19 protein-coding genes are annotated in these 25,012 nt (G+C 59.0%); 11 read left to right on the top strand and 8 right to left on the bottom strand.

The genetic code is table 11. From position 1 onward, the window contains the following. Nucleotides 1–8: 8 nt before the first annotated feature. Genes ENTHG_RS15785 through ENTHG_RS15815 form a run of 7 tightly spaced genes read right to left on the bottom strand, consistent with a single transcriptional unit; the run spans nucleotide 9 to nucleotide 11,362 of the window. Entirely contained in the window at nucleotides 9–2,198 is a 2,190-nt protein-coding gene (locus ENTHG_RS15785; protein ID WP_044181660.1) for a glycoside hydrolase family 2 protein, read from the bottom strand. Continuing rightward, nucleotides 2,188–4,866, bottom strand: a complete 2,679-nt coding sequence (locus tag ENTHG_RS15790; protein ID WP_044181663.1) for a response regulator — start codon at nucleotides 4,864–4,866, stop codon at nucleotides 2,188–2,190. The genes ENTHG_RS15785 and ENTHG_RS15790 overlap by 11 nt, the downstream gene beginning before the upstream one ends. Next, the gene (locus tag ENTHG_RS15795) at nucleotides 4,866–5,300 is read right to left on the bottom strand and encodes a globin family protein (protein WP_044181666.1); all 435 of its coding nucleotides are present in this window, start codon (nucleotides 5,298–5,300) and stop codon (nucleotides 4,866–4,868) included. Before ENTHG_RS15795 ends, ENTHG_RS15790 begins: the two co-directional genes overlap by 1 nt. Continuing rightward, a complete protein-coding gene (locus ENTHG_RS15800) occupies nucleotides 5,297–6,691 on the bottom strand; it encodes a DUF3131 domain-containing protein (protein WP_044181669.1) in 1,395 nt (464 codons plus the stop codon). The genes ENTHG_RS15795 and ENTHG_RS15800 overlap by 4 nt, the downstream gene beginning before the upstream one ends. Next, nucleotides 6,676–8,223: a DUF3131 domain-containing protein gene (locus tag ENTHG_RS15805; protein ID WP_044181672.1), complete on the bottom strand. Its 1,548-nt coding sequence runs from the start codon at nucleotides 8,221–8,223 to the stop codon at nucleotides 6,676–6,678. The genes ENTHG_RS15800 and ENTHG_RS15805 overlap by 16 nt, the downstream gene beginning before the upstream one ends. Beyond that, on the bottom strand, nucleotides 8,220–9,551 hold the full coding sequence (locus tag ENTHG_RS15810) for a DUF3131 domain-containing protein (RefSeq protein WP_044181676.1): 1,332 nt from the start codon (nucleotides 9,549–9,551) through the stop codon (nucleotides 8,220–8,222). Before ENTHG_RS15810 ends, ENTHG_RS15805 begins: the two co-directional genes overlap by 4 nt. Further along, nucleotides 9,548–11,362 (bottom strand): glycosyltransferase family 2 protein, encoded by a 1,815-nt coding sequence (locus ENTHG_RS15815; RefSeq protein ID WP_044181679.1) that lies wholly within the window; start codon nucleotides 11,360–11,362, stop codon nucleotides 9,548–9,550. Before ENTHG_RS15815 ends, ENTHG_RS15810 begins: the two co-directional genes overlap by 4 nt. A gap of 295 nt (nucleotides 11,363–11,657) precedes the next feature. Here ENTHG_RS15815 and opgC point away from each other — a divergent pair, with 295 nt between their 5' ends. The 5 genes from opgC to ENTHG_RS15840 are packed head-to-tail and all read left to right on the top strand — an operon-like array spanning nucleotide 11,658 to nucleotide 15,777. Beyond that, entirely contained in the window at nucleotides 11,658–12,875 is a 1,218-nt protein-coding gene (gene opgC, locus ENTHG_RS15820; protein ID WP_044181682.1) for an OpgC domain-containing protein, read from the top strand. A gap of 11 nt (nucleotides 12,876–12,886) precedes the next feature. Continuing rightward, the gene (locus tag ENTHG_RS15825; RefSeq protein ID WP_044181685.1) at nucleotides 12,887–13,795 is read left to right on the top strand and encodes a hypothetical protein; all 909 of its coding nucleotides are present in this window, start codon (nucleotides 12,887–12,889) and stop codon (nucleotides 13,793–13,795) included. A gap of 9 nt (nucleotides 13,796–13,804) precedes the next feature. Then, on the top strand, nucleotides 13,805–15,013 hold the full coding sequence (locus tag ENTHG_RS15830) for a PP2C family protein-serine/threonine phosphatase (protein ID WP_044181688.1): 1,209 nt from the start codon (nucleotides 13,805–13,807) through the stop codon (nucleotides 15,011–15,013). Further along, nucleotides 15,010–15,345, top strand: coding sequence for an STAS domain-containing protein (locus tag ENTHG_RS15835; RefSeq protein ID WP_044181690.1), 336 nt, complete (start codon nucleotides 15,010–15,012; stop codon nucleotides 15,343–15,345). Before ENTHG_RS15830 ends, ENTHG_RS15835 begins: the two co-directional genes overlap by 4 nt. A gap of 6 nt (nucleotides 15,346–15,351) precedes the next feature. Further along, entirely contained in the window at nucleotides 15,352–15,777 is a 426-nt protein-coding gene (locus tag ENTHG_RS15840) for an ATP-binding protein (protein WP_044181694.1), read from the top strand. 3 nt (nucleotides 15,778–15,780) lie between these two features. Here ENTHG_RS15840 and ENTHG_RS15845 read toward each other — a convergent pair whose 3' ends face one another. Continuing rightward, nucleotides 15,781–16,353, bottom strand: a complete 573-nt coding sequence (locus tag ENTHG_RS15845; RefSeq protein WP_044181696.1) for a DUF1349 domain-containing protein — start codon at nucleotides 16,351–16,353, stop codon at nucleotides 15,781–15,783. A 324-nt stretch (nucleotides 16,354–16,677) separates the two neighbouring features. Between ENTHG_RS15845 and ENTHG_RS15850 the strand changes: the two genes are divergently transcribed. From ENTHG_RS15850 to ENTHG_RS15875, 6 genes are all read left to right on the top strand, one after another. Beyond that, complete coding sequence (locus ENTHG_RS15850; protein WP_044181698.1) at nucleotides 16,678–17,520, top strand: helix-turn-helix domain-containing protein; 843 nt, start codon at nucleotides 16,678–16,680, stop codon at nucleotides 17,518–17,520. Nucleotides 17,521–17,694: 174 nt separating this feature from the next. Beyond that, nucleotides 17,695–18,996, top strand: coding sequence for an MFS transporter (locus ENTHG_RS15855; protein WP_044181702.1), 1,302 nt, complete (start codon nucleotides 17,695–17,697; stop codon nucleotides 18,994–18,996). Between the two features lie 13 nt (nucleotides 18,997–19,009). Then, nucleotides 19,010–21,673 carry a glycoside hydrolase family 78 protein gene (locus ENTHG_RS15860; protein WP_044181704.1) on the top strand — a complete coding sequence of 888 codons (2,664 nt, stop codon included), beginning with the start codon at nucleotides 19,010–19,012 and terminating at the stop codon, nucleotides 21,671–21,673. Nucleotides 21,674–21,797: 124 nt separating this feature from the next. Further along, nucleotides 21,798–23,159 carry a carbohydrate porin gene (locus tag ENTHG_RS15865; RefSeq protein ID WP_044181709.1) on the top strand — a complete coding sequence of 454 codons (1,362 nt, stop codon included), beginning with the start codon at nucleotides 21,798–21,800 and terminating at the stop codon, nucleotides 23,157–23,159. A gap of 259 nt (nucleotides 23,160–23,418) precedes the next feature. Continuing rightward, entirely contained in the window at nucleotides 23,419–24,453 is a 1,035-nt protein-coding gene (locus ENTHG_RS15870; RefSeq protein ID WP_044181712.1) for a LacI family DNA-binding transcriptional regulator, read from the top strand. 152 nt (nucleotides 24,454–24,605) lie between these two features. After that, nucleotides 24,606–25,012, top strand: a 407-nt coding sequence (locus tag ENTHG_RS15875) for a substrate-binding domain-containing protein (protein WP_044181715.1), incomplete at its 3' end; no start/stop codon positions are given.

Raw genomic sequence — 25,012 nt, forward strand, 5'->3', positions numbered from 1 at the left:
CAGGCGGCTCAGCGCTCACCCTTACCCCCCTCCGTCACCGTCTCCTCATACTGGTTTTTGCCCACCACCTTACCGGCGTTATCCTCAATCCAGAACGCCACTTTTAGCGTGCCTGGCCGGGGTGGGGTGATGCTGAGCGCCTGCACCATCTGGCCGGAGTCGGCGGGGATAGTTAGCGTCTGCTCCCCCTTAAGCAGCAGTTTACCGCGTTGCGACACCCGCCATTGCAGGCGGCAGGCGGTGCAGGGGGAGGCGCTATCATTCACCGTCCACAGCCGCAGCGTGCCCGCCGTGTTGGCCTGCCAGTCCGCGGTTACCGGTTCGATCGACGGCAGCAGCGGCTGGTAGGCCCGCTGCAGGGCGTAGTAGCCCGCCTTGGGCTGGCGCAGGTAATCCACCACCCCCCAGTTAATCGACGGCCAGGTCTCCACGAACATAAAGTGAAACAGCGCCGTGACCGGCTGGTAGCGCTGGCGGCGATAGCTCTCCGCCGCCGTCGCCACCAGCTTCGCCTGGTAAGCCTGGGTATTGTCGATCATCGCCTGCACATTCTCGCCGCGGGGAATGTTGGCGAACTTAAAGGTCTGGAAAGGCTGGAAGTTGTGGTACTTCCACTTCGTCCAGCCGGGATCGTCGGCGGCGGTGGTTTTCGGCCAGCGTTCCGCCGGGGGAATGATGGTTTTCAGGGTCGACATGCGCGGCAGCGCCTGCGCGCCAAATTCGGTAATAATGGCCGTTTTGGCCGGGGCGAGCAGGTCGCGCACGCTGCCGAAATACCATCCGGCCCAGTAGTGCTCCTCCACGGCGGAGAAGCGGTGCACAATGCGCGATGTGTCCTCCGCCAGCGTGTCCGCTATTCGCTCCGTCAGCGCCCGGTTAAGATCTTTATTCCAGTCGGGGAAGCGCTTTTCCATCCACGGCGAGTTCCACGGCGGCTCGTTATGGCCGCCCCAGACCACAATTGCCGGGGAGTTGCCGAACTGCTCCACCATCTCGCGGGTCTGGCGCGCGGCGTTGTCCGCAAAGGCCGGGCTGTTGTCATAGCCCCACTGCAGCGGCACATCCTGCCAGATCATCAGCCCCATCTCGTCCGCCACGTCATACAACGCGCGGCCCGCCACGTGGCCATGCACCCGTATGGCGTTGGCGTTCATCGCCTCTACCAGTTGAAAATCGCGGCGGTACTTTGCCCGCGTCATAGTGCTAAGCCACGGCGAGCCAATATAGTTGCTGCCCTTCACAAACAGCCGCCGATCGTTAATCTTCCAGCCTTTGTTATCCGGCTGCTCTTCCACTTTGCGCAGGCCGGTACGGGTGACGGCGGTGTCCATCAGCCCCTGAGCGTCTGCAAGCGAGGCGCGAACCCGGTAGAGATGCGGCTTGCCTGTCCCTACCGGCCACCACAGCCGCGCCCCCTTCATCGGCAGCGAAACACGCACGCTGCGCACGGCGCGGTCGGTGTTGTCCAGCGTCACCGCAAACGTCTGCTGATAACGCTGGCCGTTAAAGTTATCCGGCGTGGCGGTCAGGCGCAGGGTCACCGGGCCCGCCGTTCTGGCGCGATAGCGGATCTCCGCTTGTAGCGTCGGCGCCGTTAGCCCCTGCTGCCAGTCCGGGCGCAGGATAACCTCATCAATCACTACGCCGCGGCTCAGATGCAGCCTCACCGGCGCCCAGATGCCCCCTGAGTTGGCGTCCTGCCCCTCCGGCGACCAGGCACCGCCCGGACGGGTATCGTGCTGGTTCAGTACCCCTTTGATCAGTTTTTTATGCAGCGGCCACACCGTTTTAGGATCTTCCCGCGGGCTGTCTACTTTCACCGCCAGCCGGTTGTGGCGGCGTAGCGCGTCGCTGACGTCCACGGAAAACCGCTGGAAATAGCCTTCGTGGCGGGCCAGCGCCTTACCGTTTAACGACACCTCAGCGAAATAGTCCACCCCGTCGAAAACCAGCGTTGCCATCGTATCGTCTGCCTGGGCGGGCAGGGTGAAACCGTGGCGATACCACAGCGCCCCCTCATGATCGTACCCGGCGCTGTACCAGTTGGCGGGCACCCGCAGAGTGCGCGGGGCGTCAGCGGGCGGGGCGTTGGCGTCTTCAACCTGCCAGTTGCCCGCCAGCGACCAGGTCACCGGCAGCGGCGTCGCCTGCGCCAGCGCGCTGATAAACAAAAGCAGGACGGCGGCATTACGTACCATATTCTCTCTCCCGTTGTCGCAGCCACGCCCCGGCGCGCTGATGCTCCTGGCGCAGGGCGTCGCGCAGGTGAGCGAGTGTGTGGTTGTCGGCGGCCTGCGCCTGGCTCTCCAGCTGCTGTAAAAGCTGACTCAGGCGGGTGAACCCCAGCGCCACCGCCTCGCCGCGCAGCTTATGCGCCCCCCGGCGCAGCGCCTCACGATCGCCGCGGGCAATAGCCTGCGCAATGGCGGCGGTCATGGTCTCCAGCCCCTCGCCGAACAGGCCGAGCAGTTCGGTGACCAGTTCGCCGTCGTCGCCGCACTGCTTAAGTAGAAAGGCCTCGGTCGGCAGGCCATCGTCATCAACATCGCCCCCGGCGACCCGTTGCAGTTCATCAGCAAGCGCCTGCTGGGTAACCGGCTTGGCGATATAGCCATCAAAGCCCATCGCCAGGCAGCGCTCTTTGTCGCCCTGCATGGCGTGCGCGGTCATGGCGATAACCGGCTGGTGGCCTTCGCCGCGGGTCTTCTCTTCCTGGCGCAGCAGGCGGATCGCCGTCTCACCGTCCATGCCGGGCATCTGCAAATCCATCAGGATGATGTCCCACTGCGCCGCATGCCAGTGGTCGAGTGCGGCGCGGCCATTGTCCACTACCTCACAGCGGTGGCCGAGCCGCTCAAGCAGACGGCGGGCCAGCTTCTGGTTTACCACGTTGTCTTCGGCCAGCAGAATGCGCAGCCCGTCCCCCACAGGGCGAGCCACCGGCGGCGGCGTCTGGACGGGGGCGGCAGGGCGGGGGAGCGGCGTCAGCACGCTGGCGATCGCCTGGTGAAGTTCGCTCTGCGCCACCGGCTTGTGCAGATAGTGGGAGATGCCAATGCGCTTTAGCATACTGGCGTCGAAATGGCGGCTCATGGAGCTCAGCATGATTATCCGGCTCTGGCTCGCCTGGGGCAGCACCGACAGCTCCAGCGCCAGCGAGATGCCGTCCATATCGGGCATCTGCGCGTCCAGCAGCATCACCGGGAAAAAAGGCTCCGCCACGGTGCGCTGTAGCGCGTCGCGGGAGTTACTCACGCACACCGGCGTCAGACCCATCAGCCGGAGCATGGTATCGAGCAGCCGCAGGTTGGTGCTGTTGTCATCCACCACCAGCACCCGCTCGCCGTTAAAGCGGGCAGGGGCTGGCGCGTGGGCCGCCGTCGCGGCCTGGCTTGCCATCGGCAGAGTAAAGGAGAATTCGCTGCCCGCCCCCGGCTCGCTGGTCACCGTCAGGCTGCCGCCCATCATGCTGACCAGCCGCGCAGAGATGGTCAGCCCCAGTCCGGTGCCGCCGTAGCGCCGGGTAGTTGAACTGTCGGCCTGGCTGAAGGCCTCAAAAATCAGCTGCTGTTTTTCCGCCGGTATGCCGATGCCGCTGTCGCGCACCCGAAAACGCCACTCGCCTTCGTTGTCCGCTGGCGCTAACGCCAGCAGCACTTCGCCCTGATGGGTGAATTTCAGGGCGTTGCCCAGAAGGTTGGTCAGGATCTGCCGCAGCCGCGTGCTGTCCACCGCCACCACCTGCGGCACGGCGGGGTCGATATCCACCAGCAACTCCACCCCTTTTTCCGTGGCGGCGGGCATATGCGGGCGAATCAGCGCCTGAATAAAAGGACGAATCTCCAGCGCCTCCTCCTGCAACACCACTTTTCCCGCCTCTATTTTGGAAAAGTCGAGGATGTCATTAATGATGTGCAGCAGCGACTGCGCCGAACTCATCACCAGCGAGAGGTACTCCCGCTGCTCGCCGCTCAGGGGGGTATCGAGACAGAGCTGCGTCATCCCCAGAATGCCGTTCATCGGCGTGCGGATCTCATGGCTCATATTGGCCAGAAAGGCGCTTTTCGCCTCGTTCGCCTCGCGCGCCTGTTTGGCGGCGTTAATCGCCAGCAGCTCCGCCTCTTTGCGACGGGTAATGTCCTGTAGGGTGCCGATAACCCGCTCCATTTCGCCTTGCATATTCAGGGTGATGACCTGCCCGGAGAGCAGCATCCAGCGCCAGCCTCCCGCCTGGTGGCGCACGCGAATCTCGCATTCGAACACCGGCATATGGTGCTGGCGGGAGGTCAGCATCGCCTGGCGCAGAATCGGCCGGTCCTCCTCATGCACCAGGTTAAGCAGAAAGCGGGACGGGTGCTGCCAGTGGGTGCGGGACTGGCCGATTAGCGAGAGCAGCGTATCGTTGACCTGTAAATTGTCCTGCGACACCTGCCAGTCCCAGATGCCGATATGAATGGTCTCGGCGGTGAGCAGAAAATCCTCGTGCAGTTGCTGGCGGGAATGTCGGGCGGCGTCCAGCAGGGTGATATCGCTGTGCAGGCTGACGATGCCGCCATCCGCCAGCCGCTGGTGCTGGACGTAAACCCGCCGCTGGCCCGCCTGGCGAACTTCGCAGTGGTTATCCTGGCGGCAGTTACGAATAATGGCCTCGCGCAGCGTCTGCCGACGGCCCGGGTCGGTGTTGTAGGCGGCATCAATAAACTTTTCCGCCAGGCTCTCCAGGGTTGCTCCCGCCTGTAGCCACGGGGCGATAACCGGGTAGAGCTGTGTCACCTTGTCGTTCCACGCCGTTAGCCGCTCATCGCGGTCGTAAATCATCACCGCCACCGGCAGGGCGTTCAGGTCGTACCAGGATGTGGATGCCATTACTCCCCCTTCGCCTGATAGTGAAGCTCCGCCTGGCGGCGTAGATACTCCAGCCCCGGCGCAATCGCCATCGCCCAGGCGGTAAGGATCTCCTCGTCGCACTGCGGATCGCGCTGGCGCACGGTGGTGAGCATCGCCTCGCGCCAGAGGGCGAAAAAGCGCGGCGGCAGGCGCAAGCCTTCCGTATTCTGCTCCCGCGCCAGCCGCTCAAGAAAATCGGGGACGAACAGCACGCCGTCTACCGCCAGCATGGCGAAGAAGCTTTTAAACAGCAGCTGCCGCCCCTCATCGCCCGCCAGGCGGGAGAAGTGGCTCTCCGTCTCCGGCGACATATGGCGGAACGTGGCGTAAAAGGCGTTAAAAAACGCGCTCTTCTCGTCATTGGGAAAGACCCTGCTCAGGCTGGCGTCAAACAGGTCGCGGTAGAATTTCATCGGGCGCTCCTTGTTGCAGGCTCACCGGGGAGGCAGAGGCCGGGCGGGTTGAATTCATCCCGCGTGCGGCGCACAAAATAGCTGTCGTCGGCGATGAGGCCATCGCGGAACAGGGGGCCGCCGTTGGCTTTGTAGAATAATGTTTCCAGCACCATCGCATTGGTGGAGAGGGTGACCATGGTATTGATATCGCCGGTGGCCTCGACGCGCCCTTCAAACCAGCCGCGCTGCGGGTCATTGAGATGTTCCGTCACCGCCATCAGCGCGTCGGTCCAGCTGTTTTCCCACAGTACCCACAGGATAAAGACCGCTTTGGTGGTCACCTGCGCCAGCCGGGGATAGTACTTGCCGTCGTCCCCCAGCGTGTTCCAGGCGTAGCCGTTCCCCCAGACTGTGTCCTCCACATGCCACGGGGCCTGCGCGACGTTAAAATCGGCCCGTGCGGTAAGCACCTTGTCCTGCTCCCAGCGCGTTTGCTGGCTCAGCGAGACCCGCTCGGCCTGGGTACGCAGCGTGCGCCGGAGGTCGTCGGTCAGGCCGGGCGGCTGCCAGCCAAACTCCAGCCCCGGCAGCATCCAGGGGAGGGTGGAGAGCAGCGAAGGCTGCCAGGTGGTGCGCGGGTCGCGGGCATCTACCGCCAGCTTACGCTGGTAAACGATCACGTTGCGCGACGGCGGGGTCAGGGCTTTTCCGGCGGGGAATCCCCACAGACGGAAGGCGGTGGCGGCATATTCGCTCTCACCCAGCCGTAGCTCCTCGCGCAGTACCGGCTGGCCGTTTTGTATTGAGGAAGACCACAGTTCCCCTTCGCTATCCATCACCGGGCAGAAATTCCAGCGCAGCACAATCTTGTCCAGATACTCGCGGTATTGCGGCGCGCGCTCGGCGGTGAGGCGCAGCGCCAGCATCAGGCGCGCCATATCCCGCGCCGACCAGCCGCTTTTTACCGGCTTGCCGCTGAAATCGACAATCGCGGCGGTGTTGCTGGCGTAAAGCCTGCCGGGGGTACGGGCGTCGGTCAGCGGCAGACGGTTGAGGGTGCCCAGCAGGCGGGTCAGGCGGGCGTCAAACTCCGGCTCCTTCACCAGTCCCAGCTCTTTTGCCGCCAGCAGGGCGATAAGGGTATCGCCCATTTGCCAGAGGGTGACGCGTGGCTGTTTATCGCTGCCGTTCACCAGCCCGGTCTGCGGCTGGGTGTTGTTGACGAAATAGCGCCAGGCGATCTGCGCCCACGCCTGTTCCTGCGGGGTCAGGCTGCTGATACGGGCAGAGGTGTGCCAGCCGCCTTTGGTCAGCCAGCGCCACCCCGCGCCGCCCTCGCTAAACAGCGCAAAGGCGGCGAAGACAATGATCGGTACGACAATGAGCCAGCGGCCTACTGTTTTAAACATTGCGCGGTTACCGGAGGCAGTTTAACGGGTTCATCGGCGTTACAGGAGGCGCACTGGCAGGCCTGACAGGCGGGGCGGGTACGCATCGTTGTCCCGGTCTGTTCACACCAGTTTTTCACGCCGGGCGTTATGTTCAGGAATGGGCGGTTGCGCCGGGTGTTGTTCTCCTCGAACAGATCGACAAGCTTTTTGTCCCACAGCGACGGAGCAAAGTCGCGGTTTTTGGGGTTATCGGTGTTGAACTGCAGCAGTTTGCCCTCTTTTTTAAACAGCAGCGCCTCCAGCATGATGCCGTTGTTATTGGCGGTGAACTCTTTGATCGGGCCGTCGCCGTTCTCATACAGCCCTTCGTAATAGCCTTTGCCCTCTTCGTTGGCGTTTTCAATGGCTTTAAACAGGCGGTCGGTGTAGGGGGAATCCCACAGCACCCACATGCCGAGCGCCGCTTTCAGCGATACCGCGGCGGAATTGGGGACGTACTGCCCCTTATCGGTGATGGTGTTCCAGTTAAAGCCGTCGCTAAAGACGGTGTCATAAACGAAGTAGGGAGATTTATCGAGCTGGTGCTCGGAGCGGGCGGTCAGAATGCCGGTAATGGTGTAGCGGTTCTCCTGCGCCTGATAGACCCGATCGGCAAAGTTTTTCATCCACGGGTGGGAGTAGTCGCGCGGGCTGTTATCCCGGTCTGTCGGGTTATCAAAGCCAAACTCCAGGCCGTAGAGCAGGTACGATTCGGTCACCACATAGTTATGCTGGAAGGTCTGGCGGGGATCGCGTGAATCGTAAGGCACCAGCACACAGTAAATCTCCGCCAGCTCATAAGGCTGCGGTCGGCTGGCCTGGCAGGTGTTGAAGCCCCACAGCTGATAGCCGGCCGCGCCGTACTCTTCATATCCCAGCCGCCCCTCCTGCACATATTTAGGCTGGCCGTTCTCCAGGTAGGCACCATGCAGCGTGCCGCAGGCGTCCACCGCGTGGCTGAAATCCCAGCCCAGCACCACGTTGTCAACGCTGTTGCCATACTCCGGGTAACGCTCTTTGATCACCTTGAGCCATACCAGCATCCTGCCGATATCCAGCGCCGAGAAGCCAATTTCGCCGGGTTTGTTCAGGTAGTCCACCTTCTGCCCGGTAACGGTGTTGTAGGCTTTGTTAGGCAACTCGTTACGAAACAGCGAGATGGTGTTCAGCGTGGCGAGAATTTTCAGCATCCGCCGGTCGAATTCGGCCTTGTCGATAATGCCCAGTTCGCGCGCCGCTGTCAGGGCGGCAAGATAAGAGGCGCTATCCCACATGGTGGTGGAGGGATATTTGTTAACCGCGTTAACCAGCCCGGTCGTGGGCTGGTAGTTGGCGACAAAATATTGCCAGGCGTTTTTGGCTATCGCCATCTCCTGTGCGGTGAGTTCGCCGCTGCGCGGTTGGAAATCCGATGCCGGTAGCCCGGACGCGGCCTGTGCCGTAGAGAGCGAGAGCCAGCACGCCATGAGCCCGGCCAGAAGGGGGAAAAAGAGTAAAGATTTCAGCTTCATGGCTTAGCTCCTGCTGACGAAGTGGGTAAAGTTTTGGGGCCAAAGCAGGCCAGACAGAGCATCTGCCCGTGGGCGATATAGGCCAGGCTTTCCAGCACCACCGCGTTGGTATCGGCATCAATAACGTCATTGACGCTGTTATTCAGATTCAGCCCGCGCTGCCAGCCTCTGCCCGGCACCTGCAGCGTCTGCACCTGCTGGCGCAGCGCTTCACTCCAGCTGTTGCGAAACAGCGCGTACCAGGCGAAGGCGGAGCGGGTGGAGGTGATGGCGCGCTGTTCCGGCGGCGCATCGCGGAGGGCGCTGGCGTCCACCGGCTGTCGGTTAGGCAGGTCGTTAACATAGTCCGGCGCGGGCTCGGCGTAGTCGGTGCTGATGGGCGGCTTGCGTACCCGCAGGCTGTGGCGGCGCTGCTGGATCTGCATAATCCGCCAGGCGATTTCGGCGCTTTGCGCATCGAAACCCAGCTCCAGCCCGGTGAGCAGGTAGGGCAGGCTGATCAGCGAAGGCTGCCGCCCCCAGGGGGTACGCAGCCCTTCGTCCGGCACCATAATGCCGTCGATATCGATCATCTGCTGGCCCTGCGGCGGGTTGGTGACCGCCAGCCCTGCCGCGCTGTCAATCAGCCGCAGCGTATGGCTGGCATAAAGCCGGTAGCCGAAGCTGTTACGCGGCTCATCGGTGGCCAGCGCCCAGTGGTGCAGCGGCGCGGCGGCCTGGGTGGCGGGGTTGGTCGCAATCAACGCGCCCACTTGCCATTGGTTGAAAAGGTCGCGGATGGCCGCCGCATGCTGCGGATAGCGCCATAGCAGGGTCTGCAACGCCACCAGCAGTCGCCCCATGCCGATGGCCGAACTGTCGGGCTTGCCGAGGATTTTCAGGGTGTCGGCATGGTAGTAAGAAGCAGGTACGCCCTGGTCATTAAGGGGAAGCTGGCTGAGTGTAAAGAGCGCGGCGGTGACACGCTCATCGAACTCGGCGGACGACAGGATGTTTAGCTGCTGCGCCGCCGTCATGGCCAGCAGGTAGCTGCCGGTGCTCCACAGGCTGAACCACGGCTCGTCGTCATGGGCGTTCGCCAGGCCGTTGGGCTGGGTATTGTTAACGTAATACTGCCAGGCTACCCGCGCCCAGATGGCCTCGTCGAAGGTCAGCTCGCGCGAGGCGGGCAGCGGCGGAAAGTCGTTACTGAGCGCCATGCCCGCGCTGCTCTCAACCCGCGTGGGCATCTGCTTTTCCACCCAGACGACGATGGCGAACCCCAGCAGGAAGCCGAGCAGAATGGTGATATAGCTGCGGGCGGACAGCAGCGCGTCGCGGTTTCTCATTCGCTCGCCTCCTCGTCGGCGGGCGTCCACATGGCCGCGAGGATCAGCGGCAGCATGGCGGCGATATTGACCGCGCCCCAGAAAATATTGATCACATAGCCCGACGGGTCATCCACCTGGCCGCGCGCCACCTGAATACCGCCCCAGATGAGCCCCGTCAGGGTCAGCAGCACAATGGCGATCTGCGGCTTCACCAGGTAGAGGAAGCGGCCAGCCTGCCGCTCTTTAGGCGTCACATGAAATTTAATCTGTTCCCCGCGCAGGACGGTATTCAGCGCCCGCAGATTCATCGAGAAAAAGGAGAGGTAAGAGGCCCGGCCATCCCAGGCGGAGATCCCCCATGTACCGAACATAAACGCCAGCTCCGAGAAGATAAAAAAGGGCAGAAAATGCAGGTAAAAGGGCGTCGACCAGGCGGACACCGGCGGAATACCGGTGAAAAGATAGACGATGGGCGAAATCAGAAACACCGTGTTCCAGACGCAGGCCATATAGGACCAGAAGGTCGTGGCGTACATCAGCGTCTGGGGCAGGGAGAGCTTAAAGCGCCGACGGCTAAAGATGTTGTCGTGAAACAGGATATCCAGCGAGCCTGCGGCATATTTAAAGCGCTGGATCATCCAGGTCAGCATATCCTGCGGCGAAAGCATTTTGGATTCGATTCGCGGGTGCATCACCGAGCGCCAGCGGCGCGCCGCATCGCCGTGCAGCAGAATCGAGGTGTAGATATCTTCCGAGACGTGAAATTTATAGGGCGTCAGCTCAGTGTCGTACACCACATGCGGGCGCATGGCGTCCTGTAACGCCTCCCGGGTAACGGGGTCGCGGATATCGCGGGTGTGGCGATCGATCTCTTCTTCCACCGTCCAGACGTAGCTGCGCAGCGCCGCCTGCATTACCGCCTCACGGCGGTGAACCGAAGCGGCCCCGCAGCAGAAGGCCGCGTTGGCCCAGTTGCGGCGGCGCAAAATGACGTCATAAAACATGCGCGGATCGTTGAAAAACGGGTCGCGCCCCACGGTAACCGGGCCGACAACCTTCTGGGCAAGCCAGCCCAGCGCGAAGCCCGCGCCGCCCATCTTCCGCTTCAGCCAGCGCGCCAGGTTTTCCCCTTCCGGCAGATCGTAAAACCACTGGGGAGTCTGTACCCAGGCGACGTCAGGGTCGCGGAAATAGCCCAGCGTATGGCTGAGCAGCGTCGGAAAAACACGGGTATCGGCATCGCAGATGACAATAAAATCGCCGTCGGTCTGCTCCAGGCCGTTACGCAGGTTGCCTGCTTTATAGCCGATGTTGTTCTGCCGGGTAATGTAATTAACCCCTTCTTCCTCGCAGACCGCCTTCATCTCTGGCCTGCGACCATCGTCCAGCACATGCACCCGGTAATCGAGCGGGAACGGATAGGCCATTTTGACCGCGTCACGAATGGAGAGCCGCACCAGCTCCACATCTTCGGAGTAGGTGGCGATAAACAGATCCACTTTCAGCGGCCTCGGCTCCACCGCCTCCTGCGCCTCCAGGCAGTCGTTGATATCGGCAGGCGGCGGGTTCTGCGGCGGGTCCTCTTCCTTCCAGAGGTTGATGGTAAACAGCACGGTGCCTATCCACGCCAGGGTTTCCGCCAGCACCAGCGGAATGGCGTACCACAGCGCATCGGTGTTAAGCGAGGCCGTCCAGCGCCAGTAAATATAATTTGCCCCCAGAATAAGTGCGGCTACCGCTAATATTTGCCAGGCGATCATGACCCAACGAGGCGTTTTTAGCGGTTCAGGCGGCTGGCGATCTTCAAAGCGGGAAAAATAAAAACCCATAGTTACCCATATCCTGATCCCGGAATGATGCAGAATTTAATAATACGCACGGGCAAACGCCTTACGCTGCGTGGCGAATAACATCCAGGTAAAACAAAAAGTAATGTAAGTGTAGATGGCAGAAAAAAAGTGTCCACCCAGCGCGCATTTAACAAATTTAGTGTCGCTTAATTAAATATCATTAAAACTTAATATTTACTTTCGGGTTGCAAGACGAAATATTGCCGGAAACGCGTCTTTAAGCTATCTAAATAATTTACCGGGAGTTTATCTTCGAAAAAGGACAGGTAAGCTTATGAGTCATATAGCGCCAGCAATGCCGCAGAAAGAGGCTTTGAAAACAACGGCCTGGCGTTATTCTTTAACCGATCGCCGGGACTTACGTATCGACATGATGCGCGGTATTGCGCTGGTAATGATGGTGGTGGCGCATACCGAAGTGATGTCGATATTTAATATATTTACCTGGGAACGTTTTGGGCTGACAACCGGGGCCGAAGGTTTTGTTATTCTCTCCGGGTTTATGCTGGGAATGCTCAATCGCGCCCGATTACAAAAAGCTGTGCTCCTCACCATTTCCTGGGGGTTGTATCTGCGGGCGTGGAAAATATATCGGGTAAATATCATCATCATCCTTTCTATTTTGCTACTGAGCTATTTGCCTTTTATAAATGTGTTTGAAGTCACACATTTTACCGATCGCTTTTCTGGTACCTCGTGGTCCCTTTATCCGGTCACGCCGCAAATTAAAGAGACGTGGTTTAACATCGTGCTCTATTTGCAGATAGGGCCGCACCAGACGCAGATTCTGGGGCTTTATATCTGCCTGCTATTACTCAGCCCGCTCTTTTTGTGGATGTTGAAACAGGGGCGGGTCTACTGGCTACTGGCTTTCTCCCTGCTGGTTTACGGCCTCTATCAGCGCTGGCCGGTACGCGTTACCGCCGCTGAGTTCGAGTTCGCTTTTCCCCTGCTGGCCTGGCAATTTATTTTCGTCCTCGGCATGAGCTGCGGCTGGTACAAGGAGGAGCTGCTCTCCCTTGCCCGCACGCCGCCGGGCAAAATTACCGTGGCGGCGCTGGTGGTGGTGGCGCTGCTGCTGGGGTTTGTCGCTCAGAACCATACCAACCCCTTTATGCCGCCCGCGCTGCTGATGCATGTCATTCCCCCTGCCGATTTCAACGCCTTTTACCACACCTGGGCGGCGAAAAACGGGCTTGGGCCGATAAGGGTACTTAACGATATCAGCCTGATGGTGACGGTCTATCTCCTGCTGACCTGGTGCTGGACGCCGCTCTACCGGCTGGCGGGGTGGTTTTTAATTCCGCTGGGCCAGCACTCGCTCTACACCTTTATTTTGCATGTGTATGTGGTGCTGGCGGTAAGCCAGTTTGTCAGTTTTGATTTGTGGCGGCAGGCGTGGCTGGTGAACACCTGCGTTCACGCGGCTGCGCTGGGCGTGTTATGGCTGATGGCGAAATACAATGTCGCCGCGCGCTGGATACCTAACTAAAGGATGGCGGTATGCGGGAAAAATGGTTACTCGCCTGCGCGTTACTTAGCGTAGCGGGCGCGGCGAATGCGGCAGAGGCGGCAAAAAATGACGATGAGATGCCGCTGCGCGACAGTAAAGGCGAGCCGGTACAGGCGGGGGTATTTACCAGCCGCTGGGGACGGCTCTTTTCCGGCAACGATAAGCCGTTTTCCGGCGCGCTGAGTTTCAGTTCCGGGCTAAAAGAGCAGCAGCTCACCATCCCGAACGGCTCGGACAGCGCGGAGCAGAAGAAAAAGATCAACCAGACCGCCAACCTGAGCTTACAGTTCTCGCCGTACAGCTTCTGGTTCGCCAATATTACCTCCCGCCTGCCGGTGACGGATGCCAGCCGCTACACCGCCAACTTTCGTTACAGCTTTGGCTATGACGACTGGCACGCCAACACCTGGAGCCTGGTCTACAGCAACTATGGCGATAACTATTTCTGGACCTCCGGCAACCGTCGCCACACCTATTTTGAACAGGGGGCGTTCACTCTGGCGTACAAATTTTCCCTGCCGAAACCGGTGGAAAATAAGCTGCTGATAAATAAAGGCGATTCCATTATTTGCCAGGTGGGCTATAGCTGGGTGCCGCGCTACTACGACTTAAGCAGCAACGATATCCGCAAGGATAAAAACGTCATGCTGGGCGGCTGCGGCTATACCTTTAAGCAGCACTTCTTTGTGCGCGCCACGGCGTTCTGGTTTCCAGACAGCAGCCAGCAGCAGCCGTGGAACGGCGACTACAGCTACAGCTTCGGTTACGCGGGCTACACGCCGGGCTCGTTTTCTGTGCAGTACGCTAACTATGCCGGGACGCGCTATCCCGGCCATCAGAGCGGCAATGCAAAATTCCGTGAAGGCACGATCAGCCTGATCTGGTTTTTGCCGCTGTAAGGAGGCGCGATGATGGAGCCGCATGTGCTGGTCGTTGAAGATTCGCCGGTCTACCGCCGCCTGCTGGCGCGGATGCTGGCGCAGTGGGGCTATCGCGTCAGCGAGGCGGAGAACGGCGTGGATGCGCTGGCGGTGCTGGCCGCCTCGCCGGTCAGCATGGTGATAAGCGACTGGGAGATGCCGGAGATGGACGGTCTGACGCTGTGTCGGGAGATCCGCGAGCGGCAGTTTGGCCATTATGTCTACCTGATCCTGCTCACCGCCCGGGAGAATGCGGACGATCTGGCGCAGGGGTTTGACGCCGGGGCGGATGATTTTCTCAACAAGCCGGTGAACCAGAGCGAGCTGCGCGCCCGCCTGCATGCGGGGGCGCGGATTCTGGCGCTGGAGGCGACCCTTGCCGCGCGCAACGCGCGTCTCAGCGAGGCGCTGCGCCAGATTGAGCAGGACTTGCAGGTGGCGGCGCGGATACAGCAGTCGGTGCTGCCCGCACACCAGCTGCGCTACGGCGGCTTTTTCGCCGACTGGCTGTTTCTGCCTTCCGCCTGGGTCTCCGGCGATATCTTTAACGTCTTCGGGCTGGATAACCATCTTGGCTTTTACTGCGTTGACGTCTCCGGCCACGGCGTTGGCGCGGCGATGATGTCGCTGGCGGTGGCCCGCCAGTTCTTACACGGGCGGGCGGTGGAGCGTTTTCTCTTTACCCCGGAGGGGGCGATCGCCTCGCCCGCGGAGGTGGTCAGCATCCTCAACAGCCGCTTTTGCAGTGAAGAAGCGGAGGTGATGAGCTATTTCACCATGATCTACGGCGTGGTTGATCTGCAAAGCGGGGAGGGGCGGCTGTGTCAGGCCGGTCACCCTACGCCGTTTATTGTCACCCCGACGGGCGCGGTCAAAACCGTTGGCAGCGGCGGCGCGCCGGTGGGGCTGATGCCCGGCCTACAGTGGGAGGATGTCGCCTTTTCGCTGGCGCCGGGCGAGCGGCTGTGTCTTTTCAGCGACGGCATCACCGAATGTGAAAACGCCGCGGGCGAACAGTTTGGCCCGCAGCGGCTGCAGCAATGGTTACAGGCCCATGCTGGCGAAGCCATTGAGACGCTTCTGCCGCAGTTCGGCCAGCATCTTACCGGCTGGCGCAGTACCGAGAACCCGGAACAGCAGTCGATGGCGGACGATGTTTCGCTGTTGCTGATTGAGCGAACAGGAGAAAACCGATGAATATCGATGCAGAACATCAGTCCAACGTGACGATTCTTACCCCCGCGGTGCGTCGGCTGGATGCCTCCGTCGCCGGGGCGTTTAAAACAGCGATAAGCGAGCAGATTGGCGATGCCCCGCGCGCCCTGATTATCGATTTCAGCAAGGTGGATTTTATCGACAGTAGCGGCCTTGGCACGCTGGTCTCGCTGCTCAAGATGATGAACGGCAAAGGGGAGATGACGCTCTGCGCCCTTAATCCCGGCATCCGCAATATGTTCACCCTGACCCGCATGGACCGCATTTTCCGCATCTGCTCCGACCGCGCCACGGCGCTGGCGCAGCAGCCCTGACCGGCTATGGGAAAGGATCTCACCCTGACGGCGAGCCTGGCCTCGCTGTCGCCGCTGGCCGCGTGGCTTGGGGCGCAGACGGCGTCGCTGCCGGTTAGCGACGCGTGGCGATTCGCCCTCGATCTTGCGGTGTGCGAGGCGGCGACCAATATTATTCGCCACGGGCTGAATGAGGACTCGCGCCGCGCCTTCGCCGTCACCTTTTCCGTTAACCCGCAGGAGGCGCGCGTCTGCTTCACCGACGGTGGCAAAGCCTTCCCCGACGAACGGCTGGCGACGGCGCGCCTGCAGCTCAAAGAGGAGATGGCCCCGGATCTGGAGAGCGGCCGGGGGTTAATGTTGATTCTGCTCAGCGTGGATGATTTCACGGTGCGCAGGCACGGTGACCTTAACCTCACTACCCTGGTAAAGCGGCTGGACGAGGCCGCTTAACGCTTAGCTTAAATCGTGCAGCGCCTTCTCCAGCGGCGGGGTAAGCTGCATCTCCTCAAACGCCACCGCCAGCCCGCCGCGCTCCGGCGTACAGCACATTACCCCGACCTTAACGTTGCCCGCCGGAAAAGGGCACAGCCGCAAGAGCGGCCAGCGCGCGCCGTCGGTGGAGTATTGCAGCCGCAGCGCATCGCCTTTACGGGTCAGGCGCAGCCAGAAGCAGCGCGCATCGCCGGGGAAAACGCCCGTCGCCCAGTCGGAGCGCCCCAGCGTCAGTACGCTGCCGATGGCGGGCGCGCCGTCGTTATACTCAATCCCCGCCTTTAGCCAGTGGCGCTCGTCCGCCATCAGCATAATGCCCGCCTGGTCGTACAGCGCGGAAAAATCGGCGCGCACTTTTACCTGAAAGGTGAAATCCCCGGCGGTTTCGGTGGCATAGCAGTGTCCCGAAAAGCGCGTAAAGCCGTACCAGGTGTCGCGCCAGAAATCGGTGTTCGCCCCGGTAATCATCTGTAAAACATTATTCTCCACGCGCCATTCGGCCGGTTCATTAATCCAGTGAAATTGTGACTCCATTGCGGCTCCCGTTTGCTCTGCGTCCGGTCGATGGCAAGTAGTGTAGCCAGGGGCGGACAAAAAAGCGGGCTTAACGCTTACAAAACGTAGGGTAATAAACGGCGGGCCGCTTTATTTTGCGAAACAAGCTAAAAAATGAAGGTTGAATCACGGCGAATTACGTCTGAGTGCCACCGCCCTGTGTAGACTTGGCATAACTAATGTTGTTAAATGGTCATAAATAAGGCTCAGGTGAAAATAATTATCATAAAAATAATGAAAGAGTAAGGCGATAACAGGGAGGATATTCAAGGCGCGGGAGGTCAACTATTAAATGGTGACACTATGAAGGTTCTGCAAAGCCAGGAGTTCTTTTTATCGGACAGACACGCCTTCTGCCTTTTTATGTTGGGCAGGCAAAACATGGAAGAGGTGCACGGGCATGATTTTGATGAAATTGTTATTGTCAGAGAAGGCAGCGGTTTTCATATTGTTAACGGCAGCGTTGAGTTTATTTATAAAGGCGATTTCTTTTTTGTGTCGGTTAATGATACGCATAGCTATATTTCAACCAATAACCTTTCGATTATTAACGTGCTGATTCGCAAAGAGCGGCGTTTTTTGTTTCTGGCAAATACGGATGTGTTAATCGACAAAATTAAAGAAAATAACCACCTGCGCAATACCTTCGACACTTCGCTGTCACAGCAGGACCTGGATAAAATCATCGCCCTGAGCCATGTCGTTAATAGCAGGCAAGACGATGAATTTGATGATCTTTACTTCTCGGCCACGGAGGCGGCGGTGCTGGGCATCCTTGATACTTTGTGTCAGCGCACGCGCAGGAAGACATCGCGGCAGCATGCGGACGCGTGCGGGCGAAAATATCTGATTAATTCGCTCAAGCATAATTATCTGCGGCATATTAACTGGGAGAACCTGTGTGATGAAAGCCGGATGACCAAACGCACCATGTTTCGCTTTATCAAAGAGGTGACCGGCTATACACCCGCTAAATTTCAATTGCTGTTTCGCTTATTAAAAGCCCAGGAATTATTACGCACTACCGATAAGACGATCAATGAAGTGGCGATAAACTGTGGTTTTGTGAATACCACCCGGTTTGCCGAAACGTATAAAAAGCAGTTTCGCTATACGCCTTCTCAGGAGCGTAAATTAACGCGCTAGGATAAGGCCAGCCATTTTAAAAATCGTCCTGACATTACATGCCAGGGCGGAGGGCGGTTGCGCGTGTAATTTGCGCAAGTGATGTTTCATTGTAATAAACAGGCCGGGTAACTATGTCGTTGATGTAGGGTTCGCCTCTGTAAACCCTGATATAAATAAAAAAAGGATAATATTATGTCACTCAAGAAAACCCCTAACCCCTGGTATATCGGGGTGGTGTCGGGGATGGCGTCATATATCGATTCAGCCGCTATTATCTCGAACGGTACCGCGCTGGTTATTTATCAGAAAACCATCGGTACTACGGCTGCGGAAATTGGCATTCTTTCCGGGCTGTTAACGCTCTGTATTGCCATCGGGGCATTTACCGGCGGTCGTCTTGGCGACCGGATAGGCCGCCGCAAGGTCTTTATTATCACCATGGCGATGATCATCGTCGGCACGCTGCTGCTGGCCTTCGGCCAGACATTCCCCCTGCTGCTCACCGGCACGCTCTTGATCGGTTTAGCCACCGGCGCGGATTTACCGGTATCGCTGGCAACCATCTCCGAGGCGGCATCGGATAAAAACCGCGGCAAAATCATCGGCCTCTCTAACTTGTTGTGGACCGCCGGCATCGCCGCTACGGTCGGCATCGGCGCTATCGTGGGGGAATGGGGCCGGGTCGGGGCGCAAATCATGTACCTGCATGTGGGCGTAGTGGCGCTGGTACTGCTGGTGCTGCGCTGGTCTATTCCCGAGTCGCCCCTGTGGCTGGCGGCCCGGGATGAATTGCGCCGGGGTCTTACCACCGTGCGGGCGCAGAACACCTCGTACAGAGATCTGCTGCGCGGCAAATATCTGTGGCCCTTCGTCGCGCTGACCATCTTCTACGCCTTTACCAACCTGGCGGCTAATACCGGCGGCCAGTTTGGCAGCTACGTGGCGGTGAACGTGGTGGGGATCTCCGTCAGCACCCACTCCCTGTGGAACCTGCTGGTGATGCCTGCGGGCATCGCCTTCAACCTGCTGTTTATGCGCATTGTCGATACGCCTAAACGAATGCCGTTCTTTATTCTCGGCGCGGTACTGCTGGTGGGCGGCTATACCCTGCCGATGGCCTTTAATTTTGCTCCTGCCGCCTGGTTCTGCTGCATGTTGTTTACCAATATGGGTAATGGGCTGGCCTTTGAAGGGATCATGAAAGTGTGGTCGCAGGAGTCTTTCCCGACCATGCTGCGCTCGACGGCGCAGGGCATTATTGTCGCCGTGGCGCGGCTCTCCTGCGGCCTGCTGGCTTTCGTCACCCCGGTGATCCTCGATGCCGGACCGATGGCGCTCTACGGCATGCTCGCCTCGACGGTCGGCATCGGTCTGTTTATCGCCTGGCTCTGCTTCCACGGCAAGCAGCGCAATGAGTTCCATGCCGAAGCGGAAATGGTGGCGGCAAATAACGATGGTTCGCAAGTAAACAGCCGCTTTGTCGGTGAAAACTAACGGGAGCAGTAGGATGTTAACGATTCAAAACGTGACCCTGAATTACGCGCCGGAACTTCACGGCGTTGAATCCATGCCGGTGGTCGGGTGGGCGATTAACAGCGACAGGAAAAATGTTGAACAGACAAGCTGGCAATTGCAGCTTAGCCGCGATGCGGCGTTCAGCCAGATTGTTTTCGACAGCGGGAAGGTGGCGGACGATCGGTCGCAAAATATCACCTTAAGCGGCATCGAACTGGCCCCCTCCGTCTGGTACTTCGTGCGGGTGAAAATCAGCGATAACCACGGTCAGCAGAGCGACTGGAGCGAGGCTGCGGGCTTTATTAGCGGCCTGCCGGGCGACCAGTGGCAGGCGGAATTTATCTCCGTCGAGGGGCCAGAGGAGAAAGACTCCTCGAAGGGTACGCTGCTCAGAAACACCTTCGCCATTGAGGATGCCGCCGAGGTCGCCTCGGTGATTGTTCACGCCAGCGCGCTGGGGCTGTATAAGCTCTACGTTAACGGCCAGAAGGTGGGGCAGGATGAGCTGGCCCCCGGCTGGACCAGCTACCATCACCATCTGCTTTACCAGACCTACGATCTTACCGCGCTGGTGACCGTGGGCGACAACGCCATTGCCGCCAGCGTCGGCGCGGGCTGGTATAAGGGCGATATGAGCTTCAACCGTAAACGCAACTATTACGGCGATCGCACCGCTTTTATCTGCCAGATAGTGGTCACCTTGCGCGATGGCAGCCAGCGCCGCTACGGCACCGATGCAAGCTGGCTGGGGACTGATTCACCGGTGCTGTTTTCGGAAATCTATGACGGCGAAGTCTATGACGCGCGCCGGGAAATACCCGGCTGGCATAGCGTGGATTGCGACACCGCCCGGTGGCGGCAGGCGGAGGTGGTTGCCGGGAATAAAGGCGTATTGCACGCCCAGGGAGCCAGCACTGTACAGGCTATCGACACCCTGGCCCCCCAGGCGCTGATTGTTACCCCGCGGGGGGAGACCGTTATTGATTTCGGCCAGAACCTTACCGGCTGGGTGGCATTTCGCGTCAGGGGCCGGGCGGGGGATAAAGTCACGCTGCGCCACTTTGAAGTGCTGGACGCCGACGGCAACGTCTATCTTGATAACCTGCGCACCGCGAAGCAGCGGATCGACTACACCCTCAGCGGAGCGGGGGAGGAGGCCTGGCACCCCAGCTTCACCTTCCAGGGGTTCCGCTATGTTCATGTTGAGTGCTGGCCCGGCGAGATCAACGCGGAGAATTTCAGCGCGGTGGTGCTGCACTCGCACATGGCCCCCACCGGGGAGTTCGCCTGCTCAAACCCGAGTCTTAACCAGCTCCATCACAACATTCTGTGGGGGCTGAAAGGCAACTTTGTGGATGTGCCCACCGACTGCCCCCAGCGCGATGAACGCTTAGGCTGGACCGGCGACGCGCAGATATTCTGCCGTACCGCGAGCTATTTAATGCAGACGCGCAACTTTTTCGCCAAGTGGCTGCGGGATTTGCATTACGACCAGACCGCCGAAGGCGGCGTCCCCCATGTGGTGCCGGATATTCTGAGCAAAAAATGTGATGACAACTGGCTGCTATCACAGGGGACGCATTCCGCGGCGGCCTGGGCGGACGCGGCGGTGATCAACCCCTGGACGCTGTACCTGATGTATGGCGACAAGGAGGTGCTGCGCCAGCAATACCCCAGCATGAAAGCCTGGATCGAGTTTATGCGCGCCCACGCGGTGGACAACAAGTGGAGCTATAAGCTGCAATTTGGCGACTGGGTGGCGCTGGATGCCAAAGAGGGCAGCTATTTTGGCGCGACGCCCAACGATCTTACCTGCATGGCCTATTACAGTTGGTCGACGCTGCTGTTCGCCAAAGCCGCGAAAGCGCTGGGGAACCAGGCGGATTATGAGACCTATTCCGCCCTGCACCGCGATATCGTGGACAGCTTCCAGCGGGAGTTCTTTACCCCCACCGGGCGGCTGGCGGCCCGCACCCAGACGGCGCACATTCTGGCGCTCTACTTTAACCTGGTGCCGGATGCGTTCAGGGCGCGGACTATCGATACGCTGGTGGAGCTGCTGGCGGAGCATGACGGCCATCTGGTGACCGGCTTCGTCGGCACCCCCTATTTCTGCCACGCGCTCAGCGAAAATGGCCGCGCCAGCGAAGCCTGGCAACTGCTGCTTAAAGATGACTTCCCGTCATGGCTCTATCAGGTTAAGGCGGGGGCGACCACTATCTGGGAGCACTGGGACGGCATCAAGCCGGACGGCACAATGTGGAGCCCGGACATGAACTCGTTCAACCACTACGCCTATGGCGCGATTGGCGAATGGCTCTACCGGGCGGCGGCAGGGATTGATACCGACGAGGAGCAGCCAGGCTTTAAGCATATCCGCATCAAGCCGGTGATTGGCGGCGATCTGACATGGCTGAAAGCCCGCTACCGCTCCGGCTATGGCGATATTGTCGTTCACTGGCAGGTGGAGCCTGGCGGTGATACGCAGCGCTACGTCGTGCTGCGCGTGACGGTGCCGCATAACACCCGCGCCACGGTTATTTTACCTGCGGAGTGTCAGTTAATGGCGACGGATAATATTGCGTTCTCCGCCATTAATAATGAATGCCAGGCCACTGTCGGCTCCGGTGAATATCGTTTTGCCTATCGTCTGTAAATAACGTCTGAGTCGTTACGTTATAAATAAAGCCAGAATATCAGATGCGGCTATTCGCATCTGATATTCGGTCGCGGCAACAATTAAAAATTTATACCTCTTACTTTATATAATGGACACGATAATGAAAAAAACAGTGATAGCCCTGTTTATCGGGGGAGCGCTGGCCGCGCCTGCGGCCTGGGCGCAGAATTCGACTGCCACGCTGGAACAGCGAATGCTGCTGCTGGAGCAGCGGTTACAGGCCGCCGAAACCCGGGCGCAGAACGCGGAAAAGGAGATTCGCCAGCTTAAACAGGCCGGGCCTGCCCCGCAGGCCGCACCCGCCGTGGCGGTGGTCAGCGCCACGCCCGCTGCCGAGACGCAGAATAACCGGGCCGCCCCCTCGCTGAAACTGAGCGGTTTTGGCGATCTGAAATTCTACGGCGATGTCGAATTTAATATGGACGCGGAAAGCCGCAAAGGGGCATTAATTGGCGATCGTGATAACGACAACGAGAAGTGGGATATTAACGGGCGGATTCTGCTGGGCTTTGACGGTTATCGCACTCTCGACAACGGCCATTTTGCGGGCTTTACCGCCCAGCCGCTCGCCGATATGACCGGGTCGATGAATTTAGATGACGCCGCCTTTTTCTTTGGCCGGGAGAACGACTGGAAAATTAAAATTGGCCGTTTCGAAGCTTTCGATATGTTCCCGCTGAATCAGGACACCTTTATTCAGCACTCTGGCGATACCGCCAACGATCTTTATGACGACGGCCACGGCTATATCTATATGATGAAAGAGGCGCGGGGGCGTTCCGATTCCGGCGGTAATTTCCTGGTCAGCAAGCAACTTGATAACTGGTATTTCGAAGTGAATACGCTGGTGGAAAACGGCAGCTCGCTGTTTGTCGACGGTAATTATCATGGCCGTAAACTGACCAACGATAAAAACGTGGTCTATGTCCGCCCGGTGATTTCATGGACGCAGGATGCGTTAAGCCTCTCCGCCGCGATGGAATCAAACCTGGTGAACAACGCCTACGGCTATTACAACCAGCAGGGGAGCTGGGTCGATCAGTCAAAACGCAACGGCTACGGCGCGGTACTGACCTGGAACGGCCTGAAAAACGATCCGGATAATGGCGTTGTGCTTAACCTGAACACCGCGTATCTGGACGCGTCGGGGGAGAAGGACTTTTCAGCCGGGGTCAACGCCCTGTGGAAGCGCTTTGAGCTGGGGTATATCTATGCGCACAACAAGATTGAGCAGTTCGATCAGCGCGCGCTGGCGGAGTGTGACGACGGCTGCTGGATAACCGATACCGGCACCTATGATATTCACACGCTGCATGCGTCTTACCAGATCCCCAATATTATGGATATGCAGAACTTTAATATCTATCTGGGGACGTACTGGTCATGGCTGAATGAGAAGGGCGGCGACGAAGGTTCGCAGGACCGCTACGGCGCGCGGGTACGCTTTAAGTATTTCTTCTGACAGGGCTTCCCGGATGCGCTTACGCTTATCCGGGCTACAAATCAATTCCCTCTCCCTTTGGGAGAGCGCAGGGGTGAGGGCGGGCTACCGCACTCACCCCGTCTTATCTTCCTCATCACGCCATTATTGCGCCACATCAATAAAGATCGAAAAACGAGAAATGGCTCACTGATCTAACAAACCTAAACGTTTATGTTTAACGACCTAAACGTTTAGGTTGCCACAATAAACGTTTATGACGCAGCAATGGAGAAAAGAAATGCGCAAAGCGACAATGCGGGATGTAAGCCAGGCGACGGGGCTGTCGATGTTTACGGTCTCGAAAGCCCTCAACGGTGGGGAAGGGGTCTCGGACGAGAGCCGGGAACTGGTGCTGAAAGCCGCCCGCGAGCTGGGCTATGTGCCGAACCGTGCCGCTCAGGAGCTGCGTCGCTCCAGCCGGGACTCGGTGGCGGTGGTTACCGCGCATGCTTCCAACTCCTATTACCTCAACCTGATGTCAGGCATTCAGCATGTTCTGGAGCCCTCCCGCTGGACGGTCGTGCTTGGCGACATTGCGGTGAATGGCGCATGGGACCCGGCGCAAGAAGACCGGATGATCAACCGATTAATTGAATCGCGCATGGCAGGGGTGATCTCCACCGTAACCCTAAAACCGGAAAACCTGAAGCTACTGGAGAAGTGGGAAATTCCCGTGGTCTTCGTCGACTCGCCACCGTGTGGAGAGCACCCTTTTCCAAGCGTTACGACGGATAACTACCACGCCAGTCAGCAGGTGGGCAGCCATCTGGCGGAACACGGCTACCGTGACTGGCTGTTTTTAATCTATCCCACGCGCTGGACCACCCGCTTTGAGCGCGAACGCGGGATCCGCGATGCCGCCAGCCAGTGCGGCGCGGCGTTGACCGTGCTGGAAACCGAAAACGACGCCCACTCTGCCTCAGAAATGCTGGGCCACTATCTCGCCGGGGTTGAGACGCTGCCCGACGTGCTGATTGCCGGCAACAACCCATTGCTGCTTGGTGCGTTAAAGCAGCTCCAGCAGCGCCAGATTGTTATCCCAACAGATATGGCGGTGGTGGGGTATGACGAATTTGACTGGGCGCCATTATTAAACCCGCCGTTGACGGTGCTTAATGAGAACAGTGAAGAAATAGGCCGTCGCGCGGCAGAGATGCTGACCCGGCTAATAAAAGCAGAAGAGGGCACAAAAGGCGATCCTTCTGCCTGTCAATTACGCGTGCCAGCGGAGTTAGTTATTCGCCAGTCATGCGGTTGTGGAGGCAAAAAATAACGCCGCCGCACCAGGGAAATTAATTTCAGCGTTGTACTCGTCGGGCTTTATTGCCCGACAAAATAAATTGCAAACACTCTCAGGGAATATTCCTGCGGATATCCCTTACCCGACTGTACCGACCTACAAGAAGTTGAATAAAGGAGAATTGCATGAACACATTTCGTAAATTAGGGTTGTCCATCGCATTAGCCTCGGCGCTTGCGACCTTGCCTGCGCTGATAACACCGGCAGCGGCGGCCGACAGCGGCGCGAAAAAAATCGCCCGGATCGGCTTAATGGTTCAGGACATGTCTAACCCCTTCTTCTCGGCGATGGAAAGAAACGCCAAAAAAGCGGCGGCGGAAATTGGCGCGACCCTCAACGTGCAGGATGCACAGGTCGACCTTGCTAACCAGAACACCCAGATTGACGCCTTTATTCAACAAAAGATGGACCTGATCATTATTTCTGCCGTGGATGAAGCCGGTATTGAACCCGCTATTCAGCGGGCGAAAGAGGCCGGTATTTTCGTTATTGCCGTCGATACTCCTGCCAAAGGCGCTGATGCGGCGATCAT

The organism is Phytobacter massiliensis JC163 (assembly GCF_000321045.1).
GTDB lineage: Bacteria > Pseudomonadota > Gammaproteobacteria > Enterobacterales > Enterobacteriaceae > Phytobacter_A > Phytobacter_A massiliensis.